The 24,846-nt window shown below is 61.1% G+C and carries 26 protein-coding genes and 1 tRNA gene; 12 read left to right on the top strand and 15 right to left on the bottom strand.

Features of this window, described 5'->3' with window-relative positions:
* Nucleotides 1-150: 150 nt before the first annotated feature.
* Together bamC and dapA are read right to left on the bottom strand one after the other, a co-directional pair.
* Nucleotides 151-1,218, bottom strand: coding sequence for an outer membrane protein assembly factor BamC (gene bamC / locus J2T55_RS00565; RefSeq protein ID WP_259053470.1), 1,068 nt, complete (start codon nucleotides 1,216-1,218; stop codon nucleotides 151-153).
* Nucleotides 1,219-1,228: 10 nt separating this feature from the next.
* A complete protein-coding gene (gene dapA / locus J2T55_RS00560) occupies nucleotides 1,229-2,119 on the bottom strand; it encodes a 4-hydroxy-tetrahydrodipicolinate synthase (protein WP_259053468.1) in 891 nt (296 codons plus the stop codon).
* Between the two features lie 210 nt (nucleotides 2,120-2,329).
* On the opposite strand from dapA, the gene J2T55_RS00555 reads away from it, so the two are divergent.
* From J2T55_RS00555 to J2T55_RS00540, 4 genes are all read left to right on the top strand, one after another.
* On the top strand, nucleotides 2,330-2,857 hold the full coding sequence (locus tag J2T55_RS00555) for a glycine cleavage system protein R (RefSeq protein WP_259053466.1): 528 nt from the start codon (nucleotides 2,330-2,332) through the stop codon (nucleotides 2,855-2,857).
* A 45-nt stretch (nucleotides 2,858-2,902) separates the two neighbouring features.
* Nucleotides 2,903-3,370, top strand: a complete 468-nt coding sequence (locus J2T55_RS00550; RefSeq protein ID WP_259053464.1) for a peroxiredoxin — start codon at nucleotides 2,903-2,905, stop codon at nucleotides 3,368-3,370.
* Between the two features lie 16 nt (nucleotides 3,371-3,386).
* Nucleotides 3,387-4,811: a PhoH family protein gene (locus J2T55_RS00545; protein WP_259053462.1), complete on the top strand. Its 1,425-nt coding sequence runs from the start codon at nucleotides 3,387-3,389 to the stop codon at nucleotides 4,809-4,811.
* A gap of 172 nt (nucleotides 4,812-4,983) precedes the next feature.
* A complete protein-coding gene (locus J2T55_RS00540) occupies nucleotides 4,984-5,505 on the top strand; it encodes a hypothetical protein (RefSeq protein WP_259053461.1) in 522 nt (173 codons plus the stop codon).
* Nucleotides 5,506-5,536: 31 nt separating this feature from the next.
* Here the strand turns inward: J2T55_RS00540 and J2T55_RS00535 are convergent, their stop codons facing one another.
* Nucleotides 5,537-6,643 carry an AI-2E family transporter gene (locus J2T55_RS00535; protein WP_259053459.1) on the bottom strand — a complete coding sequence of 369 codons (1,107 nt, stop codon included), beginning with the start codon at nucleotides 6,641-6,643 and terminating at the stop codon, nucleotides 5,537-5,539.
* Nucleotides 6,644-6,731: 88 nt separating this feature from the next.
* Here J2T55_RS00535 and queG point away from each other — a divergent pair, with 88 nt between their 5' ends.
* A complete protein-coding gene (gene queG, locus J2T55_RS00530; protein WP_259053456.1) occupies nucleotides 6,732-7,805 on the top strand; it encodes a tRNA epoxyqueuosine(34) reductase QueG in 1,074 nt (357 codons plus the stop codon).
* A 48-nt stretch (nucleotides 7,806-7,853) separates the two neighbouring features.
* Here queG and J2T55_RS00525 read toward each other — a convergent pair whose 3' ends face one another.
* On the bottom strand, nucleotides 7,854-8,222 hold the full coding sequence (locus J2T55_RS00525; RefSeq protein WP_259053453.1) for a DUF4870 domain-containing protein: 369 nt from the start codon (nucleotides 8,220-8,222) through the stop codon (nucleotides 7,854-7,856).
* A gap of 66 nt (nucleotides 8,223-8,288) precedes the next feature.
* Nucleotides 8,289-9,131 carry an alpha/beta hydrolase family protein gene (locus J2T55_RS00520; protein WP_259053451.1) on the bottom strand — a complete coding sequence of 281 codons (843 nt, stop codon included), beginning with the start codon at nucleotides 9,129-9,131 and terminating at the stop codon, nucleotides 8,289-8,291.
* 209 nt (nucleotides 9,132-9,340) lie between these two features.
* Between J2T55_RS00520 and rpe the strand changes: the two genes are divergently transcribed.
* From rpe to J2T55_RS00485, 7 genes are read left to right on the top strand one after another with little or no spacing between them, the layout of a single operon-like run.
* A complete protein-coding gene (rpe, locus tag J2T55_RS00515; protein ID WP_259053449.1) occupies nucleotides 9,341-10,009 on the top strand; it encodes a ribulose-phosphate 3-epimerase in 669 nt (222 codons plus the stop codon).
* Nucleotides 10,010-10,021: 12 nt separating this feature from the next.
* Nucleotides 10,022-10,711 (top strand): phosphoglycolate phosphatase, encoded by a 690-nt coding sequence (locus J2T55_RS00510; protein ID WP_259053448.1) that lies wholly within the window; start codon nucleotides 10,022-10,024, stop codon nucleotides 10,709-10,711.
* A 20-nt stretch (nucleotides 10,712-10,731) separates the two neighbouring features.
* Nucleotides 10,732-12,225 (top strand): anthranilate synthase component I, encoded by a 1,494-nt coding sequence (gene trpE, locus J2T55_RS00505; RefSeq protein ID WP_259053446.1) that lies wholly within the window; start codon nucleotides 10,732-10,734, stop codon nucleotides 12,223-12,225.
* Nucleotides 12,226-12,247: 22 nt separating this feature from the next.
* Nucleotides 12,248-12,829: an anthranilate synthase component II gene (locus J2T55_RS00500; protein ID WP_259053444.1), complete on the top strand. Its 582-nt coding sequence runs from the start codon at nucleotides 12,248-12,250 to the stop codon at nucleotides 12,827-12,829.
* A gap of 11 nt (nucleotides 12,830-12,840) precedes the next feature.
* Nucleotides 12,841-13,860 carry an anthranilate phosphoribosyltransferase gene (gene trpD, locus J2T55_RS00495; RefSeq protein ID WP_259053443.1) on the top strand — a complete coding sequence of 340 codons (1,020 nt, stop codon included), beginning with the start codon at nucleotides 12,841-12,843 and terminating at the stop codon, nucleotides 13,858-13,860.
* A gap of 25 nt (nucleotides 13,861-13,885) precedes the next feature.
* Entirely contained in the window at nucleotides 13,886-14,692 is an 807-nt protein-coding gene (gene trpC / locus J2T55_RS00490; RefSeq protein ID WP_259053440.1) for an indole-3-glycerol phosphate synthase TrpC, read from the top strand.
* Between the two features lie 39 nt (nucleotides 14,693-14,731).
* Entirely contained in the window at nucleotides 14,732-15,616 is an 885-nt protein-coding gene (locus J2T55_RS00485; RefSeq protein ID WP_259053437.1) for an SMP-30/gluconolactonase/LRE family protein, read from the top strand.
* A 63-nt stretch (nucleotides 15,617-15,679) separates the two neighbouring features.
* Here J2T55_RS00485 and J2T55_RS00480 read toward each other — a convergent pair whose 3' ends face one another.
* The 10 genes from J2T55_RS00480 to J2T55_RS00435 all read right to left on the bottom strand — a co-directional run bounded on the left by J2T55_RS00480 (nucleotide 15,680) and on the right by J2T55_RS00435 (nucleotide 24,817).
* Nucleotides 15,680-17,803 (bottom strand): putative bifunctional diguanylate cyclase/phosphodiesterase, encoded by a 2,124-nt coding sequence (locus J2T55_RS00480; RefSeq protein WP_259053434.1) that lies wholly within the window; start codon nucleotides 17,801-17,803, stop codon nucleotides 15,680-15,682.
* A gap of 137 nt (nucleotides 17,804-17,940) precedes the next feature.
* Nucleotides 17,941-18,525, bottom strand: a complete 585-nt coding sequence (locus J2T55_RS00475) for a YajG family lipoprotein (protein WP_259053431.1) — start codon at nucleotides 18,523-18,525, stop codon at nucleotides 17,941-17,943.
* A 46-nt stretch (nucleotides 18,526-18,571) separates the two neighbouring features.
* Nucleotides 18,572-19,621, bottom strand: a complete 1,050-nt coding sequence (locus J2T55_RS00470; RefSeq protein ID WP_259053427.1) for an NAD(P)/FAD-dependent oxidoreductase — start codon at nucleotides 19,619-19,621, stop codon at nucleotides 18,572-18,574.
* A 58-nt stretch (nucleotides 19,622-19,679) separates the two neighbouring features.
* Entirely contained in the window at nucleotides 19,680-20,336 is a 657-nt protein-coding gene (locus J2T55_RS00465; protein WP_259053424.1) for a class II aldolase/adducin family protein, read from the bottom strand.
* A complete protein-coding gene (locus J2T55_RS00460; RefSeq protein ID WP_310521953.1) occupies nucleotides 20,329-20,697 on the bottom strand; it encodes an aspartate 1-decarboxylase in 369 nt (122 codons plus the stop codon). The genes J2T55_RS00465 and J2T55_RS00460 overlap by 8 nt, the downstream gene beginning before the upstream one ends.
* A gap of 270 nt (nucleotides 20,698-20,967) precedes the next feature.
* The gene (ychF, locus tag J2T55_RS00455; RefSeq protein WP_259053421.1) at nucleotides 20,968-22,059 is read right to left on the bottom strand and encodes a redox-regulated ATPase YchF; all 1,092 of its coding nucleotides are present in this window, start codon (nucleotides 22,057-22,059) and stop codon (nucleotides 20,968-20,970) included.
* Between the two features lie 7 nt (nucleotides 22,060-22,066).
* Nucleotides 22,067-22,648: an aminoacyl-tRNA hydrolase gene (pth, locus tag J2T55_RS00450; RefSeq protein WP_259053419.1), complete on the bottom strand. Its 582-nt coding sequence runs from the start codon at nucleotides 22,646-22,648 to the stop codon at nucleotides 22,067-22,069.
* 12 nt (nucleotides 22,649-22,660) lie between these two features.
* Nucleotides 22,661-23,353, bottom strand: coding sequence for a 50S ribosomal protein L25/general stress protein Ctc (locus J2T55_RS00445; RefSeq protein WP_259053418.1), 693 nt, complete (start codon nucleotides 23,351-23,353; stop codon nucleotides 22,661-22,663).
* Nucleotides 23,354-23,622: 269 nt separating this feature from the next.
* Entirely contained in the window at nucleotides 23,623-24,576 is a 954-nt protein-coding gene (locus tag J2T55_RS00440) for a ribose-phosphate pyrophosphokinase (RefSeq protein WP_259053417.1), read from the bottom strand.
* Between the two features lie 165 nt (nucleotides 24,577-24,741).
* Nucleotides 24,742-24,817: transfer RNA gene (locus tag J2T55_RS00435), tRNA-Gln, on the bottom strand.
* Nucleotides 24,818-24,846 lie beyond the last annotated feature (29 nt).

Below are 24,846 nucleotides of genomic sequence, written 5' to 3'. Positions count from 1 at the left end.
CTCGTATCTCGTTTGTCAACGAAGCCTGACCGCCAGGGCCATACTGTCAAGGCCGAATTTCACCCGCGAGATACGCTTCACGAGCGACGAGATACGGGCGCAGCCCTCACGAACGACGAGATACGCGCGCTATGCGCGAAGCGCCGCACCTCAGCGATTGTACCGCTGCTGGATGCGATACAGCAGGTTGCGGGCGTTGTCGTCCGACAGCCAGTCGCCGTCCTCGTCGCGCAGAATCAGCTCGGTACGGTCGGCGTCGGCGGTCAGGCTGATCCGGTAGATCTCGGGCTCGTCACCACTGCTCCAGAACTTGAGTGCGTCGAACCAGCCCTTGTCTTCCTCTTCCGGCGGCTGATAGGCCACTAGGTACTCGCCGGCGTCAGCGTCACTGGAACGAATTTCCATGCCGACATCAATCAGTGCCGAGCCGATTCGATCCCAGGCCGTGTCGAAGTCGTTCGGCAGAGACATGTAAACCTGGCCGTCATCATTGTTGCTGATTTCGGCCCGGGCGATACTCTCGCTCCGCCCGCCGGAACCGCTACTACCGCCGGACGCCGCACTGCTGTCGCCACCGGCGGCTGCCACCTGCTGGCCGCCGCTGCCGCCGAAATAGCTGTTCAGATCCGCCGCCATGCGCTCGCGCGCCTCGGCGTCGCCGCCGACATCCAGCCATTCATCGCCGGCGCTGGCGCGCTGCTGCTGCTCCTGGGAGACGAATAGCAGCGTGGTATCGGCGTCGTTACCCGGCTCAGCGAAGATGCGATAGCGTTCGCGCACTTCACCCTCGGCACCCGTTTGCGGCTGTGACCAGGCGGTTTCCAGCACGCCCAGCTCGACATCGTTCAGTGCCAGTTCGTGGCCCTGCTCGCTCCAGAACGCCGCCAGTTCCGGCCAGACGCTGCGCTTGTCACCCTGCACGACCACCGTCTGCTCGTCGGCCATGGCGGAGCTCAGGCTGCTCCCCGAGCCACCCGCTTGCTGCCGGCGTTCATAGGCCGACAGCGTATTCGGATCATCCTCCTCGCCGGGGATGGCCATGCTGTCGTTGATGCGCTCGCGGGTCAGGTCCGGCGGCACCTCGAGCGGCGGCATGTCGCGTGCCTCGCGATAGGATTCGCGCTGGTCGGGCAGCACGTTGTCGAGGTTGGGCAGAAATTGGCAGCCCGCGAGTAGTATCAGCGGCAGGATGCAAACTAGGCTTTTCAATCGATACATAGTCATCATTTCAGTTGAGCAGGCCGGCTTCGCGCATGGCCTCGGTCACGACCGGCTGGTAATTGGCCGATAACCAGGTCAGCGGCAGGCGAATGCCGGGCTGAATGAGCCCCATACGGTGCAATGCCCATTTGACGGGGATGGGATTGGATTCGATAAACAAATCCTGGTTCAGCTTCTCGATAGACTTGTTGATTTCAGCGGCGGCCACGCTATCGCCTGCCGTGGCGGCGACACACAGGTCGTGCATGGCTTTCGGCACGACATTGGCGGTCACCGAAATGACGCCATCGCCGCCGGCGAGCATGAAATCCATGGCCGTGGCGTCATCGCCGCTGACCAGCATGAAGTCGTCGCCGCACAGCTCGCGCATCTTCCGGACCCGGTCCAGATCGGTGTTGGCGTCCTTGAGACCGACAATATTGTCGATTTGCGCCAGCCGGCCGACGGTTTCCGGCTGCATGTCACAGGCGGTGCGGCCCGGCACATTGTAGAGGATCTGTGGGATGTCGACGCTCTCGGCAACGGTGCGGTAGTGCTGGTACAGGCCTTCCTGGGTCGGCTTGTTGTAGTACGGCGTCACCAGCAGGCAGGCATCGGCGCCGACGTCGCGCGCGTGGCGGGTCAGGCGCATGGCCTCAGTGGTCGAATTGGCGCCGGTGCCGGCGATAACCGGCACACGGCCGTTCACCTGCTCGACCACCTGCCTGATGACAGTGCCGTGCTCGGTCTCGTCGAGCGTCGCCGATTCGCCGGTGGTGCCGACGGCGACGATCGCGTCAGTGCCATTTTCTATATGGAATTCAACCAGCTGCGCCATGGCGTCCGGGTCCAGCGCAGTATCGGGGGCGACGCCGGCTTGCATCGGCGTGGCAATAGCAACCATGCTGCCTTTAAACATGCAGACTTCTAACCTTTAGGGTACGTGTAACTGGGGAAACAAAGGTCTATGGTACTGAGCACGTCCGCATTAGACAAGGCAAAATGGCACTTCCGCGGCGGCCGGCCGCCGCGGAAAAATATGCTTGCGGCTCGCCGGCCAAATCAAGACAATGCCGGTTAAACGCTGTACCGGCCCGTTTCAGCCGCCCGGCTCTATCAAACACAGTCCATGCAGAATTATCTGGTTATCACCGCCCTCGGCGACCACGACCCCCGGCTCATCGAACATTTCACCCGTTCCATCAAGGATAGCGGCTGCAGCATCGCCGAATCGCGCATGGCGGCGCTCGGTGACCGTCTGGCCATGATCCTCATGCTTACCGGCTCCTGGGACGCCATCGCCAAGATGGAGGATCTGTTGCCACGGCTGGAAGAGCGCCTGCAGCTGACGATCACCTCGACCCGCAGCCGTCCGGAACGACCGAAGCAGACCCTGATGCCGTATGCCATCGATGTGGTCGCCTTCGATCAGCCCGGTGTTGTTCATGACATCACCAAGTTCATCGCCAACAACAACATCAATATCCAGGCGCTCTACAGCAACAGCTACAGCGCGGCGAACACCGGCACACCGATGTTGTCGCTGCACATGACCATCAACATACCCACGGATGTGTCCATCGCCGCGCTGCGCGGCGACTTCATGGATTTCTGCGATCAACTCAATCTCGATGCCATCATGGAACCTGTCAAATAGAACAACGACCAAATACATTCATTCACAATCGCGGACAATACAACCATGAGCCAAGTCAAAGTCGGCAAAAAAGTTCCCGATTTCAAACTGCCAGCCACCGGTGATCAGGAAATCAGTCTCAAGGATCTCAAGGGTCACAAACTGGTACTGTACTTCTACCCCAAGGACAACACCCCGGGTTGCACCACCGAAGGTCAGGATTTTCGCGACAACATGCGCAAGTTCATCAGCCACAACGCCGTCATTCTCGGTGTCTCGCGCGACAGCATCCAGTCGCATGAAAAATTCAAGGACAAGCAATGCTTTCCGTTCGAGTTGTTATCGGACAGCGAGGAAGAGCTCTGTCGCATGTTCGATGTACTCAAGGAAAAGAACATGTACGGCAAGAAAGTGATGGGCATCGAGCGCAGCACCTTCCTCATCGACGAAACCGGCGTATTGCGACAGGAATGGCGCAAGGTCAAGGTCGATGGTCACGTCGCGGAGGTTCTTGAAGCCGTCAAATCAATCTAACGGGGGATCCGCCCAGATGTCCGACGCCGATAGTCTGCGTTTGTTCGTACTCGACACCAATGTGCTCATGCATGATCCGACCGCCCTGTTCCGCTTCCAGGAACACGACCTGTTCCTGCCGATGGTGGTACTCGAGGAACTTGATGCCGGCAAAAAAGGAGTTTCCGAGGTCGCACGCAACGTCCGCCAGGTCAGTCGCTTCCTCGACGATCTGATCGGCAACGCCGACAAGGAACGCATTGACGAGGGTCTGCCGTTACCCGGCCCGTGTAATGGCAATGGTAACGGCCACGACGACCAGCCGCTGCCACCGGCCGGTCGCCTATATCTGCAGACCCACAACCTGGCCAATGAACTACCGGCCTACCTGCCGGGCAAGAACGTCGACAATTCCATCCTCGCGACCACCCTGTCACTGCAGGAGACACGCCAGGATCGCCTGGTCACGCTGGTGTCGAAGGACATCAATCTGCGCATCAAGGCGCGCGTGCTCGGCATCCAGGCCGAGGATTACTACAACGACAAAGTGCTGGACGATGCCGACCTGCTGTACACCGGCGTCGCCCGCATCGACGGCGACTTCTGGGCCGAGCACGGCCGCAACCTGGAGTCCTGGCAGCAGGGTGAACGCACCTACTACCGTTTCAAGACACCGCTGGTGGAACGACCGCACAGCCAGCAATGTCTGTATACCGAGGGCGAAGAACAGTTCGAAGCCATCGTCAAGGACCACGACACCGACGGCACGACCGTGCAGCTGGCAACCGACTACCGCAAGGGACACAACTCGGTCTGGGGCATCAACGCGCGCAACACGGAACAGAACTTTGCACTCAACCTGCTGCTGGACCCGGAGGTCGATATCGTCTCCCTGCTCGGCGCCGCCGGCACCGGCAAGACCCTGCTGGCGCTCGCCGCCGGTCTGCAGCAAACCCTCGACACGCGCCGCTACCGCGAGATCATCATTACCCGCGTAACCATCCCGGTCGGCGAGGACATCGGTTTCCTGCCCGGTACCGAGGAAGAAAAAATGGCGCCGTGGATGGGCGCACTGATGGACAACCTGGAAGTGCTGACGCAGTCGGAGGTAGGTGGCGAGTGGGGCCGCGCCGCCACCGACGACCTCATCCAGAAACGCATCAAGCTCAGGTCGCTGAACTTCATGCGCGGGCGTACCTTCCTCAACCGCTACATAATCCTCGACGAGGCGCAGAACCTGACGTCGAAACAGATGAAGACGCTGATCACGCGCGCCGGTCCGGGCAGCAAGATCGTCTGCCTCGGCAACATCAGCCAGATCGACACCCCTTACCTGTCGGAAACGACCTCGGGCCTGACTTTTGTCGTCGAGCGCTTCCGCGACTGGCTGCACAGCGGCCACATCACGCTGGCGCGCGGCGAACGCTCGCGACTGGCCGACTTCGCCAGCGAGATGCTTTGATGGTGACTGGTGACTAAAAAAACGTGAGCGACCTTGTTTCGATGTCAAGAAACAATTCAATTTCGATAACCAATTAACCAGCCACCAAGTCATATTCCCTCCCCCTTGACGGGGGAGGGATTGAAGGGGCGCTACGCGCTGTTAGTTAATGCACTCCCACAGGAGTCGAACCTTGTCGATCACTAATCACCCGTCACCAGTCAACTCGCACACACAACGCTCAGCTTTCGTCAGCGTGGTCGCCTGGGTCTTCATCGTGCTTGGCGGCTTTGCAACATTTATTGCCGTCATGCAGAACATTGCCGTTCATTTCCTGCTCAGTGCGGAGCAACTGCAGCAGATGGCGCCGAACGCCTTCACCGCCCGGCACATCGGCACGCTGTTCCTGTGCCTGTTACTGCTGGCGGTGGTCACGCTGACCGCAGCGATCGCCCTGCTGAAGCGGCGCAACTGGGGCCGGCGCCTGTTCGTCGCCCTGATGGGCCTGGTTATCGTCTGGAATATCGCCTCACTGCTGTTGCAGCAACAATCTGCGCGCGAGCCTGCGACAGGCACGCTGGCACGGCAGGATTTCGCCAGCGGGCTGGATATCTTGTCGCTCGTCCTGGCCGTCGCGCTGAGCCTGTTGTGTGGCTGGATTGCCTGGCGCCTGTGTCGCCCCGCGATCGTCGCGGAGTTCCAGCCGAACGGCTGATTGGCCGGCCGGGCATGGCGATCTTTCGGAATCAGCTGCCGTTGTTTGCGTCATCGCCACCGGCAGCTGTGGCCGACTGCCCGGTCAGCTCCTGCGTCGTCGGCCAGGCATTGATCAGTGCCTTTACCAGCGTCGCCAGCGGAATGGCGAAGAACACGCCCCAAAAGCCCCAGATACCGCCGAACACCAGGATGGCAACGATGATCGCGTTCGGATGCAGGGCGTTGGCCTCGGAAAACAGTACCGGCACCAGCACGTTGCCGTCGAGAAACTGCAGCACGAAATAGCCGAGTATCAGCACCGTGAATTCGTGGCTCCAGCCCCACTGGAAGTAGCCGACCAGTGCCACCGGCACCGTCACCGCGGCGGCGCCGATATAGGGAATGAGTACCGACACCCCCACCAACGCCGCCAGCAATGGCGCATACGCCAGTCCCAGCACGGTAAACAGGATGTAGGCGGCGGCACCGACGATGAGAATCTCGTAGACCTTGCCGCGGATATAGTTGCCCATTTGCGCGTCCATCTCCTGCCAGACGTCGCGCACCAGCCGCCGTTCGCGCGGCAGGAAACGACTCAGCCAATCCAGAATCTCCGCCTTGTCCTTGAGAAAGAAGTACATCATCAACGGCACCAGGAACAGGTAGACGAGAATGGTCACGGCCGCCGGGATCGTCGCCAGCGACAGCGACAGGAAGTTCGAACCGATATCGGTAATACCACTGCGCAGGGCGTTGATTAAATTCCACACCTGCTCTTCGCTGACAATCTGCGGATAGAGTTCCGGCAGACGCAGCAACAGATCCTGGCCGTTGTTGATCATGCGCGGCAGTTCCTGGAAAAACTGTGCCAGCTGGCGCCAGAGAATCGGTATCAGGCCGAGGACGATGAAGATGAGAAACGCGATGAAGGTGAAGAACACCAGGTTCATCGACAACACACGCGACAGACCGCGGCGCTCCAGTCTCTGGATCGGCCCTTCGAGAAGATAGGTCAGCACGATAGCCGCCAGCAGTGGCGCCAGTGTCGTCCCCAGGGTCAGCAGAATGATCAGGCTGACGACCAGCAGCACGACCATCAGCGCGGCCTGCGGATCGGAAAAATAACGGCGGTACCAGGAATTCAGGTATTCGAACATCGGCGGCGGTGTCCCGGGTTTAGTGCCATCATAACAAACTGGCGGCAGACCACGGACACGATCGGCGCGAACGATTAGACTGGGTGTGATGAGTCCGACAACCGACAACCCGGTCAACAGCACGGAACTGGCGCGGCGCCTGCGCGACGAATCCGAGCGGCTGGGTTTCCAGGCGCTGGGGATCAGCGGCGTCGACCTGAGCCGGGACGAGGCCTACCTGGAAAAATGGCTGGCTGCCGGCTACCACGGCGAGATGGATTACATGAGCCGCCATGGCCGCAAGCGTTCGCGCCCGGACGAACTCGTACCCGGCACGATCCGCGTCATCTCGGTGCGCATGGACTACCTGCCGCCACAGGCCGAGGCGCCACACCGGGTGCTGCTGGACAAGCAGCGCGGTTACGTCTCGCGCTACGCGCTCGGCCGTGACTACCATAAGGTCATGCGCAGCCGTCTGCAGAAACTCGCCGACTGGTTGCAGAACGAAGTCGGCACATTCGGCTACCGTGCCTTCACCGACAGCGCGCCGGTGCTGGAAAAGGCGCTGGCCCGCAATGCCGGGCTCGGCTGGATCGGCAAACACTCCAACCTGATCCACCCGCAGGCCGGTTCCTGGTTCTTTCTCGGCGAGCTCTACACCGACCTGGCACTGCCGGTCGATGATGAATTTGCAACGGATCATTGCGGCAGCTGCACCGCCTGCATGGACATTTGCCCGACACAGGCGATCGTCGGTCCCTACCAGGTCGACGCGCGACGCTGCATTTCCTACCTGACCATCGAGCTACGCGGTTCGATCCCGGTCGAATTCCGCAAGGCGATCGGCAACCGCATCTACGGCTGTGATGACTGCCAGCTGATCTGCCCGTGGAACAAGTTCGCCCACCCCAGCGACAAGGCCGATTTCGAGGTTCGCCACGGTCTCGACAGCGCTGCGCTGGTCGACCTGTTCGCCTGGGATGAAGCGACGTTCCAGAGCAAAACTGCCGGTTCGGCCATCCGCCGCATCGGTCATGACTGCTGGCTGCGCAACATCGCCGTGGCGTTGGGCAACGCACCGACCAGCGACGCGGTCATTGGCGCACTCGAGTCACGCCGCAACCACGCCTCGGCCATGGTACGCGAACACGTCGACTGGGCGCTGGCACAGCACGGCCGCTAGGGCCATGGACCGGTCCCCCGCCCGGTCCATGAACCGACGGCACGGCTGCTACTTGATCAGGCGCAGGGCGTGGGGATAACGGTAATAGCTGCCCTCGTTCGCCTTGATGGTCGCGATGATGATCATGACGATGGCATAAATGGCCAGTGCAAACAGCAGCAGAAAGCCGATACCGACAAACATCAGCACGAAACAGATCAGTGCGGCGATAAAGACCGTGATCTGGAAATTGATTGCCTCCTTGCCCTGATCGTTGACGAAGGGCATCTCGTCCTTTTTGATCAGCCAGATGATCAGCGGCGCGATGATGCCGCCGAATGGAATGATAAAGCCGGCAAAGGCACTCAGGTGGCACAACATGCCCCAGGTACGTTCGTCCTTGTTCGGCTCGGGCTGCATTTCCACTGTATCTTGCATGGTCGTCTTCCCCTTAATTGATAGCGTATTAATGTTGTTGCCAGTCCTTGAAACATGCCGGCATGACTAGTCCGGCAATCGTGACGCGCTGCCGTCAGCCTGCCCATCATAAGATGTGTCGCCGGCAACTGCGAATGTCTCGTTCAGCCAGTTGCCGAGCACAGCCAGCAGGCGTTGTTCCCGGCCCGTGAAATAGTGATCGGCGCCGGCGACGGCCCGCTGACTGTAGGCGCCGGTGGCGGCGCGGCGCCGGGCCTGGGCACGCTCGATCACCTCGGGAAAATCGTTACGGCCGTAGACATCCAGCACCGGCTGGTCCAGCCGACCCAGCAGTTCCGGCAGGTCCGGCGCCGGCTGCAGGAATTCGCGCGCCAGGATACCGACGAGAATCAGGCCGTCGGCCGTGTCATTTTCCGCCAGGTAGGCCAGCGCCTGGCTGGCGCCGAAACCGTACCCCAGCAGCACGACCTGGCCGTAACCCTGATCGCGCAGATAATCAATGCCGCTGTCGATGCGCCGGCCGGCGGCTGGCAAGGTACGCCCGTAGTCATCGGCCAGGGCGCCGGCAGCCAGCAGCGGCATCTGCAGCGACAGCGTGCTCCAGCCCAGCTCGGTCAGACCGCGGCGCAGCGGCGCAATGACCTCGGGCCAGTCGGCGTGACCGCCCATATTGTGAACCAGCAGCACGGCACGGCGCGGCAGCGCGCCGAGCACCGCGTTGTGTAACGCCAGGAAAGGTTCATCGCCGGCGGTCAGCCAGACCTGCTCGCCCGAACCCGTTTGCGCCGCCAGACGCTCGGCCAGTTGCTGTTCACGCTCGCTGGCCGCGAATCCACCCGGCGCCTGCAGCAGGCTGCAGGCCAGCACGAACAGACGCAGTAATGCCAGCAAGCGGCCGGATAAAAGCATGATGGCAGGTCCCCCGTAACTGGCCGACCAGTATAGAGAGCGACCCGGTGCCGTACCAGACATGGCGGTGCGGCGTTGGCCTGAACAGGCGCGATCGGGTAAAGTTGCTGTCTTTGCGCCGGTCGCCTGCCGCTGCTCGCGATAACGGCGCAACAAACGGATTTTCCGGTCCTTTTTTGGACGATTCAGCAACCCGTAAGCATACGACTATGCAAGACTACATCATCGCGCCGTCCATCCTGTCCGCGGACCTGGCCCGACTCGGCGCCGAGGCCGAGGCGGTGCTCGGCGCCGGCGCCGATTTCATCCACGTCGACGTCATGGACAACCACTATGTGCCGAACCTGACGTTTGGCCCGGTGATCGTCAAGGCGCTGCGCGATTACGGCATCACTGCGACCATCGACACGCACCTGATGGTCAAGCCGGTGGACGCGCTGATCCCGGAATTCGCCCGCGCCGGCTCCAGCTACATCACCTTTCACCCGGAGGCCAGCGAGCATATCGACCGTACGCTGCAGCTGATCCGGGACCAGGGCTGCAAGGCCGGCCTGGTGTTCAACCCGGCAACGCCGCTGGACTATCTCAAACACACGATTGAGAAGATCGACATGGTCTTGCTGATGTCGGTGAACCCCGGCTTCGGCGGCCAGTCCTTCATTCACTCGGCGCTGGCCAAGCTGCGCGAGGCACGCGCGTTCATCGATGCCAGCGGCTGCGATGTGCGCCTGGAGATTGATGGCGGTATCAAGGTCGACAACATTGCCGAAGTCGCCGCCGCCGGCGCCGACACCTTCGTTGCCGGCTCCGCGATCTTCGGCAGCAACGACTACGCCGCCACCATCGCGGCCATGCGCCAGCAACTTGCTACGGCCTGACCACACTCCGGAATGACCCTCGTGTTCACCGCCAAGCGCCTGATCGCCTTCGACCTCGACGGCACACTGGTCGACACCGTACCGGACCTGGCCGCCGCGGTGGATGCCATGCAGGCCGCGCTCGACCTGCCGGCACGCGGCGAGGCGCGGGTCCGTGACTGGGTCGGCAACGGCATGGAACGGCTGGTCCGGCGCGCCCTGACAAACGACCTTACGGCCGAGCCGGATGCTGACCTGCTGGCCCGCGGCTGGCCTGTGTTTCTCGAAGCCTACGCCGCGCGGCCATGCGTGCACAGTCGCTTCTACCCGGGCGCCGAGCGCAGCCTGAACGAACTGCGGGCGGCCGGCTACCAGCTGGCCTGCATCACCAACAAGCACAGTCGTTTCACTGATCTGTTGCTGGACGCACTGGGCGTTTACGATCATTTCAGCCTGGTCCTGAGCGGCGACTCGCTGCCGCGGCGCAAACCGGATCCGCTGCCGCTGCAGCACGCCGGCGCACAGCTGCAGGTAACGGCGACACAGATGCTGATGGTCGGTGACTCGATCACCGACGTCCGTGCGGCACGTGCCGCCGGCGTCGATATCGTTGGCGTCAGTTACGGCTATAACAACGGCCGTGACATCCGCGCGGCCGCACCGGACCACGTCATCGACACGCTGGCCGAGCTGTCCGCGTTATTGCCGCGTGCCGCCGCCTGAACTTTCAGCCGCGAATCCCTATGAACGCCGATCGTTTCAACACGCTAGCCACTGCCGGTTACAACCACATCCCGCTGCTGCGCGAGGTACTGGCCGACATGGACACGCCGCTGTCCGCCTACGTCAAGCTGGCCGAAGGCCCGAACTCGTTCCTGTTCGAGTCGGTTCAGGGCGGCGAGAAGTGGGGCCGCTATTCGATCATCGGCCTGCCGGCGCGGACCCTGCTGCGCGTCGACGATCACACCGTCACCATCACGCGTGACGGCGACGTGATCGAGCAGGTCGAGACCGACGATCCGCTGGCCTGGATCGAAGCCTACCAGGCACGCTTCAAGGTCCCGGAAATCGATCACCTGCCGCGTTTCTGCGGCGGTCTGGTCGGCTACTTCGGCTACGACACGGTGCGCTACATCGAGCCGCGGCTGGCCGATGGCGCCAACCCGGACCCGCTCGACCTGCCGGACATCCTGCTGATGGTGGCCGACGAGGTGGTCGTCTTCGACAACCTCAGCGGCAAGCTGTACATCATCATCCACGTCGACCCGGCCACTGACGATGCCCTGAACCAGGGCCAGCAACGCCTCGATGCGATCGCCGGGCGCCTGCGCGACAGCCGCCCGGCCTACGGCCACGCCCATGCGCCGGTGACCGTGGACGAGAACGACTTCGACTCGACCTTTTCGCGCGAGGGCTACATGAACGCGGTCGAGCGCATCAAGCAGTACATCGTCGACGGCGACGTCATGCAGGTGGTGCCGTCGCAGCGCATGTCGATCCGCTGCCATCAGTCGGAACCGCTGGACGTCTACCGCGCCCTGCGCACGCTGAACCCGTCGCCGTACATGTTCTACTTCGACCTCGACGAATTTCACATCGTCGGCTCGTCGCCGGAGATTCTCGTGCGCCTGGAAGACGGCGAAGTCACGGTGCGGCCGATCGCCGGCACCCGGCCGCGCGGCGCCGACGAAGCCGAGGACCGCGCGCTGGAGTCGGAACTGCTGGCGGATCCGAAGGAACTGGCCGAACACCTGATGCTGATCGACCTGGGCCGCAACGACGTCGGCCGCGTTGCCGAGATCGGCTCGGTGCAACTGACCGACAAAATGGTTATCGAACGTTACTCGCACGTCATGCACATCGTCTCCAACGTCACCGGCCGGCTGCGGCCGGAACTGTCGGCGATCGACGTACTGCGCGCGACCTTTCCGGCCGGTACCGTATCCGGTGCGCCGAAGATCCGCGCCATGGAGATCATCGACGAGCTGGAACCGGTCAAGCGCGGCATCTACGCCGGCGCGGTCGGCTACCTCGCCTGGAACGGCAACATGGACACCGCGATCGCCATACGCACGGCGGTGATCAAGGATAAAATGCTGCATATCCAGGCCGGCGGCGGCATCGTCGCCGACTCGGTGCCGGAAACTGAATGGGAAGAGACACTGAACAAGCGCCGTGCCATGTTCCGCGCCGTGGCACTGGCCGAACAGGGCCTGCACACACTGGCCGACACCTAGCCGTACGACCGGGATCACCGCCATGCTGTTGATGATCGATAATTACGACTCCTTCACCTATAACCTGGTGCAGTACCTGGGCGAGCTGGGTGCCGACGTGCGCGTGGTGCGTAACGACCAGATAACGGTCGACGAAATCGGCAGTCTCAAACCGGAACGCCTGGTAATTTCACCGGGGCCGTGCACGCCCAACGAGGCCGGTATCTCGGTCGCGGCGATCGAAAAGTACCAGGGCAAGCTGCCGATCCTCGGCGTCTGTCTCGGCCACCAGAGCATCGGCCAGGCGTTCGGCGGCAAGGTCGTGCACGCCGGCGCGATCATGCATGGCAAGACGTCGGAGGTTTATCATAATGACAGTGACGTCTTCCGCGGCCTCAGCAACCCGTTCACGGCGACGCGCTATCACTCGCTGGTCATCGACAAGGACTCGCTGCCGGACTGCCTGGAAGTCACCGCCTGGACACAGAAGGCCGATGGCTCGATCAACGAGATCATGGGTGTGCGCCACAAGACGCTGCCGATCTACGGCGTGCAATTCCACCCGGAATCGATCCTGACCAGCTACGGCCACGATATTCTGCAGAACTTTCTCGACCTGCACTGAGCGACATCGCCATGGACATTCGCACCGCCCTCGACAAGCTGGTCAACCGCATCGACCTGGATCGCGCCTCCATGCGTGCGGTCATGGAAACGATCATGACCGGCGAGGCGACGCCGGCGCAGATCGCCGGCGTCATGGTCGCCCTGCGCATGAAGGGCGAGACGGTCGACGAGATCACCGCCGCGGTCGAGGTCATGCGCTCGCTCGCCACCGCGGTTGCGGTCCGCGACCGGACGCACCTGGTCGATACCTGCGGCACCGGCGGCGACGGCGCCAACACGTTCAACATATCCACGGCGGCGGCCTTCGTCGTCGCGGCCGCCGGCGGCCGCGTCGCCAAGCACGGCAACCGCGCCGTCTCCAGCACCTGCGGCAGTGCCGACGTACTGGAAGCCGCCGGCGTCAATCTCGAACTGACGGCCGACCAGGTCGGCACCTGCATCGATCGCATCGGCGTCGGTTTCCTGTTCGCGCCGCGCCATCACGGTGCCATGAAACACGCCGTCGGCCCGCGCCGGGAACTCGGCCTGCGCACGCTGTTCAATCTGCTCGGCCCGCTGAGCAACCCGGCTGCCGCGCCCAACCAGGTACTCGGCGTGTTCAGCCGCGACTGGCTGCAGCACCTGGCCGAGGTTCTGCACAAGCTCGGCAGCCGCCACGTCATGGTCGTTCACGCCGCCGACGGACTCGACGAGATCAGCCTGGCCGCAACCACCGAGATTGCCGAACTGAAAGACGGCACCATCTCGCGCTATTCAATCACGCCGGCCGATTTCGATCTGGCGCCGTGCGACGCCGCCGATCTGGCCGCCGTTGACCTGGCGTCCAGTCTGAAACTGTTCCGCGCCGCCCTGGACGGCAGTCACGGCGCCGCCAGCCGCATTGTCCAGCTCAACGCCGGCGCCGCCATCTACGTCGCCGGCCTGGAAAACGATCTGGCCGCCGGTGTGCGCCGGGCTGGCGAGGTGATCGCCAGCGGCGACGCCGCCGCCAGACTGAAGCAGTTGATCGATCTCAGTCATGAACTCTAAACCGTCCGTTAAACGCCCTTCTGCCATGAATACGCCGGATATCCTCAAGCGCATCCTCGCACGCAAAGGCGAGGAAATCAGCGAACGCCAATGCCAGTCCAGCATAGAGGACCTGCAGGCGCGGCTGCGCGATCAACCGGCACCACGCGGCTTTTACCGCGCCATCAGGACGCGCATGGAAGAGGGCCAGGCGGCGGTGATCGCCGAGATCAAGCGCGCCTCGCCAAGCAAGGGCGTGCTGCGTCATGATTTCGATCCGGCGGCGATCGCGCGTTCCTACGCCGCCGCCGGCGCCACCTGCCTGTCGGTGCTGACCGACGTCGATTTCTTCCAGGGCAATGACGCGCATCTCGCCGAGGCCCGCGACGCCTGCAGCCTGCCGGTGCTGCGCAAGGATTTCGTGATCGATCCCTACCAGGTCTATGAGGCGCGCGCCATCGGCGCCGACTGCATCCTGCTGATCGTCGCTGCGCTCGAGGACCAACCGATGCAGGAGCTGGCCTGGCTGGCAGCCGATCTCGGTCTCGACGTACTGGTGGAGGTGCATGACCGCGAGGAACTCGAGCGCGCGCTGATGTTGCGCACGCCCATGATCGGTATCAACAACCGCGACCTGCGCAGTTTCAACACTGACATCCAGACCACCATTGGCCTGCTGCCTGACGTATTTCATGATCGCACCGTAATCAGCGAAAGCGGTATTCATAGCCCCGCCGACGTCGCCCTGCTGCGCAAGCACGGTGTCAATGCCTACCTGGTCGGCGAGGCGTTCATGAGTGCGCCGGATCCGGGCAACAAACTCACGGAACTGTTCGATTACAAGAACGCGTAACTGTGTTGCGCTAATTTCATTTCATCGCAGGAGAATCCAATGCTGAAGACAGGACTGGTTGCTTTCATCGTAACCGCCGTCATGCTGGCGCCGTTGCCGGTGTCGGCGCATGCCGGCGAAGTGGAGGCCGTCTGGGAAACGGCCGGTTTCAAGAACCCGGAGTCGGTCGTTTACGACGAGCAGCGTGACCTTTTATACGTTTCCAACGTCAATGGGCAGCCTGATGCCAAGAACGGCAAGGGTTTCATCGCCACGGTTGCCATGGACGGGACAATCAAACAGCGTGACTGGGTCAGCGGCCTGAATGCGCCCAAGGGACTGGCCATTCATGGTGACCGGCTCTATGTCGCCGACATCGACACACTGGTCGAGATCGATATTGCCAGCGGCGAGATACTCAACCGCTATGTGGTGGCAGATGCGCAGTTCCTGAATGATGTCGCCGCGGCCGATGACGGCAGCATCTATGTTTCCGACATGATGCTGAACCGTATTCACCGGCTGGAAAACGGCGTGTTTTCCATCTGGCTGGAAAACGATCAGCTGGAAAATCCGAACGGCCTGCAGGTCGTGCACGACCAGCTTGTTGTCGGCAGCTGGGGCGTGATGACCGACGGTTTCGCCACGGACACCCCGGGCCACCTCAAGACCGTCGCACTGGCCGACAAGTCCATCAGCAGTATCGGTTCCGGCGACCCCATCGGCAATCTCGACGGTGTCGAGGTCGATCTCGAGGGTGATTTTTACGTTACCGACTGGATGGCCGGTAAGTTGTTGCATGTCACACCCCGCGGTGAAGCCGAACAGCTTCTGGATTTGAATCAGGGCAGCGCCGATCTGGAATACATCCCGGGCAAGAGTCTCATTCTGATCCCGATGATGAACGACGGCACGTTGCAGGCCTACCGCATACACGCAGACTGACGCCAGGCTTGCTGGCACAAAGCCCGGCAGCCGCGCCGGGCTTTTTTACGTCCGCAGCATGTGTCAGTCGCTTTGCTGCAACAGTGCCTCGATATCCGCCAGCGGCAGCGGTCGGCTATAGAGATAGCCCTGGACCTGGTCGCAGCCGCGTGCGCGCAGGTAGCGCCGCTGGGTGGCATTCTCGACCCCCTCGGCCAGAACCTGTAACTTCAGGCTGCGCGCCATGCTGATCACGGCCTCGACAATGGCCTTGTTATCCTCGTCTTCCGGAATACCGCGCAAAAACGAACGATCGATCTTCAATTTACTGACCGGCAGGTGTTTCAGATAACTGAGTGACGAATAGCCGATACCAAAATCATCAATCGCGATCTGAATGCCCAGTCCGGCCAGGGCATGCATCTGCTCGGTGGCGCTTTGCGTCTGCAACACGCTTTCGGTCAGCTCCAGTTCCAGCTGCGCGGCGCGCATCTGCTGCGCCTGCAGTATCTCGCGGATGGTTTCCACCAGATCCTGGGCCTGGAATTGTCGCGCCGAAATATTTACCGCCACCCGTGGTGGCGCGATTCTCTGACGCTGCCAGCGGCTGTAATCGCGACAGGCGCGCCTGAGTACCCACAATCCCAGCGGTGTTATCAGGCCACTTTCTTCGCACATCGGGATGATGGTTGCAGGCATCACCATTTCGCCGGTGTCCGGCCGCGGCCAGCGCAACAGGGCCTCGACCGCAACGATCCGACCCGTGCCCATGTCGTATTGGGGCTGGTAATAGAGCTCGAATTCATCCTCTTCAATAGCGCGACGCAGCGCATTCTCGAGTGCCAGCGTGTCGGATATCTGGCTGCCCAGCGATTCCGAGTAATGCTGGTAAGCGTTGCCGCCGCTATGCTGTTTCTTGGCTGAATGCATGGCAAACTCGGCATGCTTGAGCAACGTGACCGCCTGCTGGCCATCGTTCGGTGGCATGCTGATGCCGGCGCTGACGTCAACGGCCACCTCCTGATCGGCGATGCTGAACGGCGCCTCCAGGCCGTGACAAATCTTCTGCATGATGCGCGCGACGTCGGCATCGCGGGACATCTCCGTGAGTATCAATGCGAATTCATTACCCGCCAGCCTGGCTACGGTATCGCGTTCGCGCAGGATCGTGCGCAGATAGGCAGCCATTTGCCGCAGCAGTTCATCACCGGCTTCATGACCGAGACTTTCATTGATGCGCTTGAAACGGTTGATACTGATGCAGACCACCGCCATGGGGCGTTTCTGCCAGCCGCTATAGGCCAACGCCTGTTCCAGGCGATCCAGCAACAGGTTCCGGTTCGGCACACCGGTTACACTGTCGTTATTCGCCAGGTATTCGAGTTGCTCCTCGTTCTTCTTCTGGCTGGTGATATCGATCATGACACCACGCAGCTTGGGCACACCGTCCTCGACACGGACCGTGACGATATCGCGCAACCAGACCACCTGGCCGGAAGCGGCGATCATCCGGTATTCGAAATCGTTGTTGCGCAGATTGGCCGTGGCTTCCAGGCAACTGCGAACCACCCAGTCGCGATCATCCGGATGAATGTGGTTGCTCCAGAAATCCGTTTCCGACAGCCAGTCGGCCAGCGGATAGCCGAGTATGGCCTCGGCCTGGGCGCTGACGAAGGTGAACTGGAAGGTTTTGGCATCGGCTTCCCAGACGATACCCTCAATGGAATTGATCAGCGCCGCGTAATCATGCTGCAGCTTGCGCAGTGACGCCTCGGCTTCCTTGCTTGAAGTGATATCCCAGACGAGGGAATTAATACCAACGACACTGCCAGCATTGTTGATGTCGGGAATATAGGTCACAAGCACCCGCTTGTGACCGTTAAAACTGTCAACCTCGGCCTCGAAACGCACTGTTTCACCGGTCAGCGCGCGTTCCAGATACGGCAGCCGCTGCTCGAGCTGGTCAGCGGTCAGTACGGTGCGGACCGACTTGCCGACCAGTTTATCCGGCTCATAGCCGAACCAGTCCGCATAGGTCCTGTTGACAAACCGGTAGTGGTATTTGGTATCGAGGTAGGCAATCAGCGCCGGTAGCGCGTTTGCAATAAGACGCAGCTGCTGATCGCTGGATTGTCGTTGCGGTGTATTGCCGCTGTCGCCATTTTCGTCGGGACTGAATGGACTTGTTCTAGTTGTAGTGTTGTCCATACGTATGTTGTATTTTATTTTTTCGGCAACTATACAGCCTCTCCGGCATAAAGCGTAGCCTGGGCGTCCTCCGTCACTGGGGACATGCGTATTGTGTGAAGTGGATCAATATCCCTGTTGTTGGAGCACGACAGGGACTAGGCGCCGCGCAGGAAGTCCTGTAATTCCGTATCGCGCAGCAGCCGTTCCAGCACCCGCGCGACGGCAGCATTGATCATGGCTTCATTTTCCTCGACATCCGGTGCCGTGAACACGTCCGTGGTTCGTGTACCGCGATAGCGGCCGGAGTATTCACGATTGTCCACTCGTGCCTGAACCCGGATGGTGGCCGCCGTTTCCACCGACTTGACCACGGGCGCACCACTGGCCTGGTACTCGATGCTGTCGACAATGACCTTCAGTGCCGCGTCCGCATCCGCCCCGGAATCCACGACCCTGAACCCGAGCTTGTCCAGCTGCCGCGCCAGCTCGTCGCGGATGGCCGGGCGAATATCCGCGGCTGTGCTGATCTCCGAGGTTGCCGCGTAAACACCGCCGCGTGTACCCAATACGCGGGTTTTACGTTCATCGGTCACGGTCAGGGCCAGTGTCCGCCCGTCGCCCCGGGCAACAGCATCATCAAGCGCCACCTGCGGCTGGATATTAATGGTCTGCGGACTCAGGGCGCAGCCGCTGATGGATAATGCGACCATGAAAAGCATCAGTGCTGACAACGGTTTCATAATCCATCTCCTCGCAAAATGTTGGTTACTACAGTCGGACTGGCCATCAGGCGTCGTCAGTTTCCTTGACCCCGAGACGCTCGTGCATCACCGGGCTCGTCGTGGTGTACTGCAGGAACTGCTTCTTGTCCGGGTTCAGATACTTGTCGACCGCAAACGCGGCCAGCGCGCCCTCGTGAAAACCGCTCAGTATGAGCTTCTTCTTGCCCGGATAGGTATTGATATCACCGACGGCAAAAATACCCGGGATACTGGTCTGGAAGGTCTCTGTATCGACCTCGATCTGGTTGCGTTGCTGGTTCAGTCCCCACTCGCCGATGGGACCGAGATTCGGTGACAGGCCATAGAATACCAGCACCTCGTCGCAATCGACCTGTTGCAACTCGTCGCTGTCCAGCGGCTTCACCGTCAGACCGGCAAACCGGCCTTCTTCTTCATTGACCTGCTTCATCTGTGCCGGAATGAATTCGATGTCACCCTCGGTACACAGCTGCATCAGCTTGTCGACCGACGCCTGGGCACCGCGGAACTCCTTGCGCCGGTGGATGAGAATGACGCGCCTGGCAATCTTCTCGAGTTCCAGCGCCCAATCCAGCGCCGAGTCGCCGCCACCGAGAATCGCCACAGTCTTGTCGCGATAACGCTCCGGATCCTTGACCTTGTACTGAATCAGCGAACCATTGAATTGCTCCGCCCCCTTGACCCGCAGCGGCCGCGGCTGGAAAGCCCCCAGACCACCGGCAATGATGACCGTTTGCGTGACAAACTGCTGCCCGCGACTGGTGGTCAGTTCGAAGCGCTGATCGTCGAGCCGCTTGAGACCCGAAACTTCATGACCGAGATGGAAGCTGGGTTCGAACGGCTTGATCTGTTCCATGAGCCGATCGATCAGTTCCTGCGCACTGCATACCGGGATTGCCGGAATATCGTATATCGGCTTGTCCGGGTACAGCTCGGCACACTGGCCACCGACATGCGGCAATGAATCAACGACATGCGCCTTGATCCCCAGCAGGCCAAGCTCAAACACCTGGAACAAACCCGCGGGGCCGGCACCGACAATTACCACATCGGTTTCAACAACAGCATCACTCATGCAACAAACTCCTGATCATTGATTAACAGCGGCGCGCCGGCCGCAGGCAATCGGTTTTTCAGCACTGCTGACCATAGTCGCGGAACTGCGCGCTGACCCGCGCCAGCTCGGCATCGTCGAGCAGCACGGGCTCACCCAGCTGCAGGGTATAACAAAACTGGCGGGCCAGTTCCTCGACTTCCCAGGCCAGCCGCAATGCCCCCGGCAAGTCGGGGCCGGCGGCAATCTGGCCGTGGTTGGCGAGCAGGCAGGCACTGCGCCCGGCCATGGCCGTGGCTACATTATCCGACAACTGTTGCGTGCCAAAGGTCGCATACTCGGCGCAACGGATATCATGGCCGCCGGCGCGGATCACCATATAGTGAAACGGCGGTATGGCCCGGCGCTGACAGGCGATCGCCGTCGCACAGGCCGAATGACTGTGCACGATAGCACCAAACTCCGGCCGCGCCCGGTACAGATCGCGATGGACGCGCCATTCGCTGGATGGCCGGCGCTGGCCGTCGGAGACCCGGCCCGTTGCATCCAGTCGCACCATATCTTCGGCCTGCAATTCGGCGTAGTCGATGCCGCTGGGCGTGATCAGCAGGTCGTCACCGCAGCGCACACTGACGTTACCGGTCGCCGCCGCGCTGAGGCCGATGATAGGCAACCGCTGTGCGGTCGACAACAGCTGCCGTCGCAGGTCGGCCTCGACGTCGCCGGCATCAGTCATGGCCGCCCTCGAGGTAGCGCACGAAACGGTTACGGTCATCCACCAGGATGACCTGCGCCGTCAACGGCCGGTCGGTCAGTTCATAACCCATGATGATAATCTCCTCACCGGGCTGACAGTACAGCGCAGCGGCGCCGTTCATGCAAATCTCGCCGCTGCCGGCCGGGGCCGGAATGACGTAGGTGATGAAATTGGCGCCCGAGGTGTTACTCACCACCTGAACCTGATCATTCGGCCAGAGGCCGGTCCTGTCCAGCAGATCACTGTCAACCGTGATGCTGCCGATGTAATCGACGTTACCGTCGGTCACCCGGGCCTGGTGGATCTTGGAGCGTAATACCCAGCGCATGGTCAGTTTCACGTGTTCTGAATCATTACCATGATTCCATGTTTCCGCGCATTAAGCGCAGAACAATTAAAAGTAAGCGACAAGATCCCGAACTGCCGACTTTCATATCCCTTTCATTCGCGTTGATTTGCGTGCATTTGCGGACTTCTATTGTACGGTCATGGCTTGCATCCCTTGGAAACCGGCTGCGGCGAGCGACTGCTGGCGTAATGAATTGTTTCCAGCCGGCCGTGAAGACGGAGGGTGTCTCCGGCGTACCCGGAATGACGATTTCACGCAAATTCAGACATTAAATCGGAACAGCATCACATCGCCGTCGGCGACCTTGTACTCCTTGCCTTCCAGCCGCCATTTGCCGGCGTCCTTGGCACCCTGCTCGCCGTTGTATTGCACGTAGTCGTCAAAGGCGATTACTTCCGCGCGGATGAAGCCGCGCTCGAAGTCGGTATGGATGACGCCGGCGGCCTGTGCCGCGTTGGCGCCGCGGCGGCAGGTCCAGGCGCGGACTTCCTTGGGGCCGGCGGTGAAAAAGGTCTGCAGGCCGAGCAGATCAAAGCCGGCACGGATGATTCGGTTCAGGCCCGGTTCCGCCAATCCAAGATCGCGCAGGAATTCATCGCGTTCGGCATCCGGCAGTTCGGCGATTTCTGATTCGATTGCGGCGCACACGGGCACGACAATTGAACCTTCGGCAGCGGCACGTTCCTGCACCTTATCCAGCCAGGCATTGCCCGTGCCGTCGCCTTCCTCGACGTTGGCGATGTACAGCATCGGCTTGGCGGTCAGCAGCTGATAGTCGCGCAGCAGTACCTGCTCGTCGTCGCTGAGTGTCATCTCGCGCACCGGCCGCGCGTCATCGAGCTGCGGCTTGAGCCGTGCCAGCAACGCCTGTCGCGCCCTGGCGTCCTTGTCACCGCTCTTGGCGGTACGCTCGGCCTTGTCATAGGCGCGCGCAACCGTATCCAGATCCGCCAGGCACAGTTCGGTGTTGATGGTATCGATGTCGGCGATCGGATCGACGCGACCGGCAACATGTGCGATCTGCTCGTCATCAAAACAGCGCACGACCTGGGCGATCGCCTGGGTCTCACGTATATGTGACAGGAACTGGTTGCCCAGCCCTTCGCCCTTGGACGCGCCCTCGACCAGACCGGCGATGTCGACGAATTCCATGGTCGCCGGCACGGTCTGCTTCGGCTGGACCATCTCCGCCAGCTTGTACAGCCGCGGATCCGGGACCGGTACGACACCGACGTTGGGGTCGATGGTACAGAACGGGTAGTTGGCCGCGTCGATACCGGCGTTGGTCAGTGCATTGAACAGCGTCGACTTGCCGACATTCGGCAAACCGACAATACCGCAACGAAAACCCATAAGTGATCTATTCCTTGGTATGCAGACGGTGCATGATTTTCTCGTAGTCGCCGCGCAGAATGCCCGGCAGCTCGGTCAGCACCCGGTCGATACTTTCATCAATCAGCTTGCGATCATCCCGCGACGGACGGCCCAATACATAGGGAATAACGCGATCCTTGTCGCCGGGATGACCGACGCCCACGCGGACGCGATAGAAATCCGCCGTGCCAAGATGCTGGATGATGTCGCGCATGCCATTATGGCCGCCGTGACCGCCCTTGAACTTGAAACGCACCGTGCCCGGGGGCAGGTCGATCTCGTCGTAGACCACGATGATGCGATCGGCCGGGATATTATAATAGTTGGCGAGCGCGGCCAGTGAACGGCCACTGTGATTCATGAATGTCTGCGGTTTCAGCAACCAGCAGCGTTCGCCGTCACCATCGAGCTGGCCGATCTCGCCCTGGCTGCGCTTGTCGAAACGCAGGTTGATCCTGTGTTCGCGCGTCAGGGCATCCATAAACCAAAACCCGGCATTATGCCGGGTTTCAGCGTATTCCGCACCGGGATTGCCCAGACCCGCGATAAGTAATGGCGCCGCGGGCATGTTAGCTTTGAATCAGTCCTTGTCGGCTTCGGCTTCGTCGTCGTCTTCCGCATCACCCTTCTGGGATGTTGCGATCGGCTCCTCGGGCGCTTCTTCTTCACCCTCGGTTTCCTCTTCCTCGACGACACGCGGTGCCTGCACGGTAACGATTGGCTGTTCGATATCACCGCCATGATGCGCGGCATAAAGTTCAACACCGGCCGGCAGCTTCAGCTCGCTCATAAGCACACTGTCGCCGATATCCAGGTCCGCCACATCGACCTCGATATACTCCGGCAGATCTCTCGGCAGACAGAGAATTTCAACGTCGGTATAGACGTGACTGATGATACCGTCGCCCAGACGCACGCCCTTGCAGTCCTCTTCGTTCAGGAAGTGCAACGGCACGTTCATGTGCAACGCTTCATTTTCGGAAACACGCTGCAGATCGATATGCAATGCCAGCGGCTTGTACGGGTGACGTTGCAAATCCTTGAGCACCACCCGTTCGCTCTTGCCGTTCAGCTTAAGCGTCAGAATGTGCGAATAGAACGCCTCGTTATCGAGCTGATGCTTGACGGTATCGGCATCCAGCGTGATCGGTGTGGCCTCACTGTGATGGCCATAGACAATGCCTGGCAGGCGACCCGCACGACGCAGGCGGCGGCTCGCACCTTTCCCCACGTCTGCACGGCTCTCGGCCAGCAGTTCAAATTCATCGGACATTGGTTTGTAACTCCTGAGTTAGCGTTTAAAGGCCAGCCCCGCGACCAGGGCTGGAGTAAAAATCGTATCTCGTATCTCGTATCTCGTATCTCGTATCTCGTATCTCGTATCTCGTATCTCGTATCTCGTATCTCGTATCTCGTATCTCGTATCTCGTTTATCAACGAGACTTGGCCGGCAAGGCCAGCCAGTCAAACTCAAATTCCGCCCACGAGATACGCTTCACGAACGACGAGATACGCGCGCCGCGCATCGCGCCTTGCGCATCGTCATTCAACAAACATCGAGCTCAGCGACTCGCCCTCGCAGATGCGGCGCATGCTCTCGGCCATCATCGCGGCGACGCTGAGCTGACGGATCTTCTTACAAGCGGCAGCGTTGGACTTGAGCGGAATGGTATCCGTGGTCACCATCTCGTCCAGCGCGGAGCCTTCGATATTCTTGACCGCGTTGCCGGACAGCACCGGGTGGGTGCAGTAGGCAAATACCTTTTCGGCGCCGTGGTCCTTGAGGGCGTTCGCGGCATGACACAGGGTGCCCGCCGTATCGACCAGATCGTCAATTATAACGCAAGTCTTGCCGCGCACGTCACCGATAATGTTCATGACCTCGGATTCGTTCGGATTCGGCCGGCGCTTGTCGATGATCGCCAGCGTGGTGTCGTCCAGCCGTTTGGCCAGCGCCCGGGCACGGACCACGCCACCGACGTCCGGCGACACGACCATCAGGTTCGGGTGCTTCTGCTTCCAGATGTCGCCCAGCAGCACCGGCGAGGCATAGACATTGTCCAGCGGGATGTCGAAAAAGCCCTGGATCTGGTCGGCATGCAGGTCGACGGTAACGGCGCGGTCGATGCCGACGCCGGCGATCATGTTGGCCACCACCTTGGCGGAAATCGGCACCCGCGCCGAACGCGGCCGGCGATCCTGGCGCGCATAGCCCATGTACGGGATGACCGCGGTGATACTCGAGGCCGAGGCACGGTACATGGCGTCGGCCATGACCAGCAGCTCCATCAGGCTTTCGTTCACCGGCGCGCAGATTGACTGAATGATGAAAATGTCGCGATTGCGGACATTCTCACCAATGTCGACCATGACCTCACCATCGCTGAAACGGCCAACGGTCACCTTGCCCAGCGGCATGCTCAGGTAGCCGGCGATATCCATGGCAAGCCGCGGATTGGCGTTGCCGGTAAAGACCATCATGTTGGACGCAGACATTGGCCACCCTCCCGAGTTTTTTAGGTCCGCCGCTTGGTGTATCGCTACGAGGCGTGGCAAGCCGATGGCTGCACAGCCTGAATATGACTACATGGGGCAAGCCCAGGGATCCGCGTCATCCTGGCGCCCAAAGCCCGACAGCGTCTGCCCGGCGATTTGCAATTATGGCTGGGGCGCCAGGATTCGAACCTGGGAATGCTGGGATCAAAACCCAGTGCCTTAACCGCTTGGCTACGCCCCATTTGTTCCGCTGACGGCCGTCCATGGCCG

The organism is Methylohalomonas lacus, from assembly GCF_024808875.1.
In the GTDB taxonomy this organism is placed as follows: Bacteria; Pseudomonadota; Gammaproteobacteria; order Methylohalomonadales; family Methylohalomonadaceae; genus Methylohalomonas; species Methylohalomonas lacus.
This window is presented reverse-complemented; position numbering and strand designations above follow the sequence as displayed.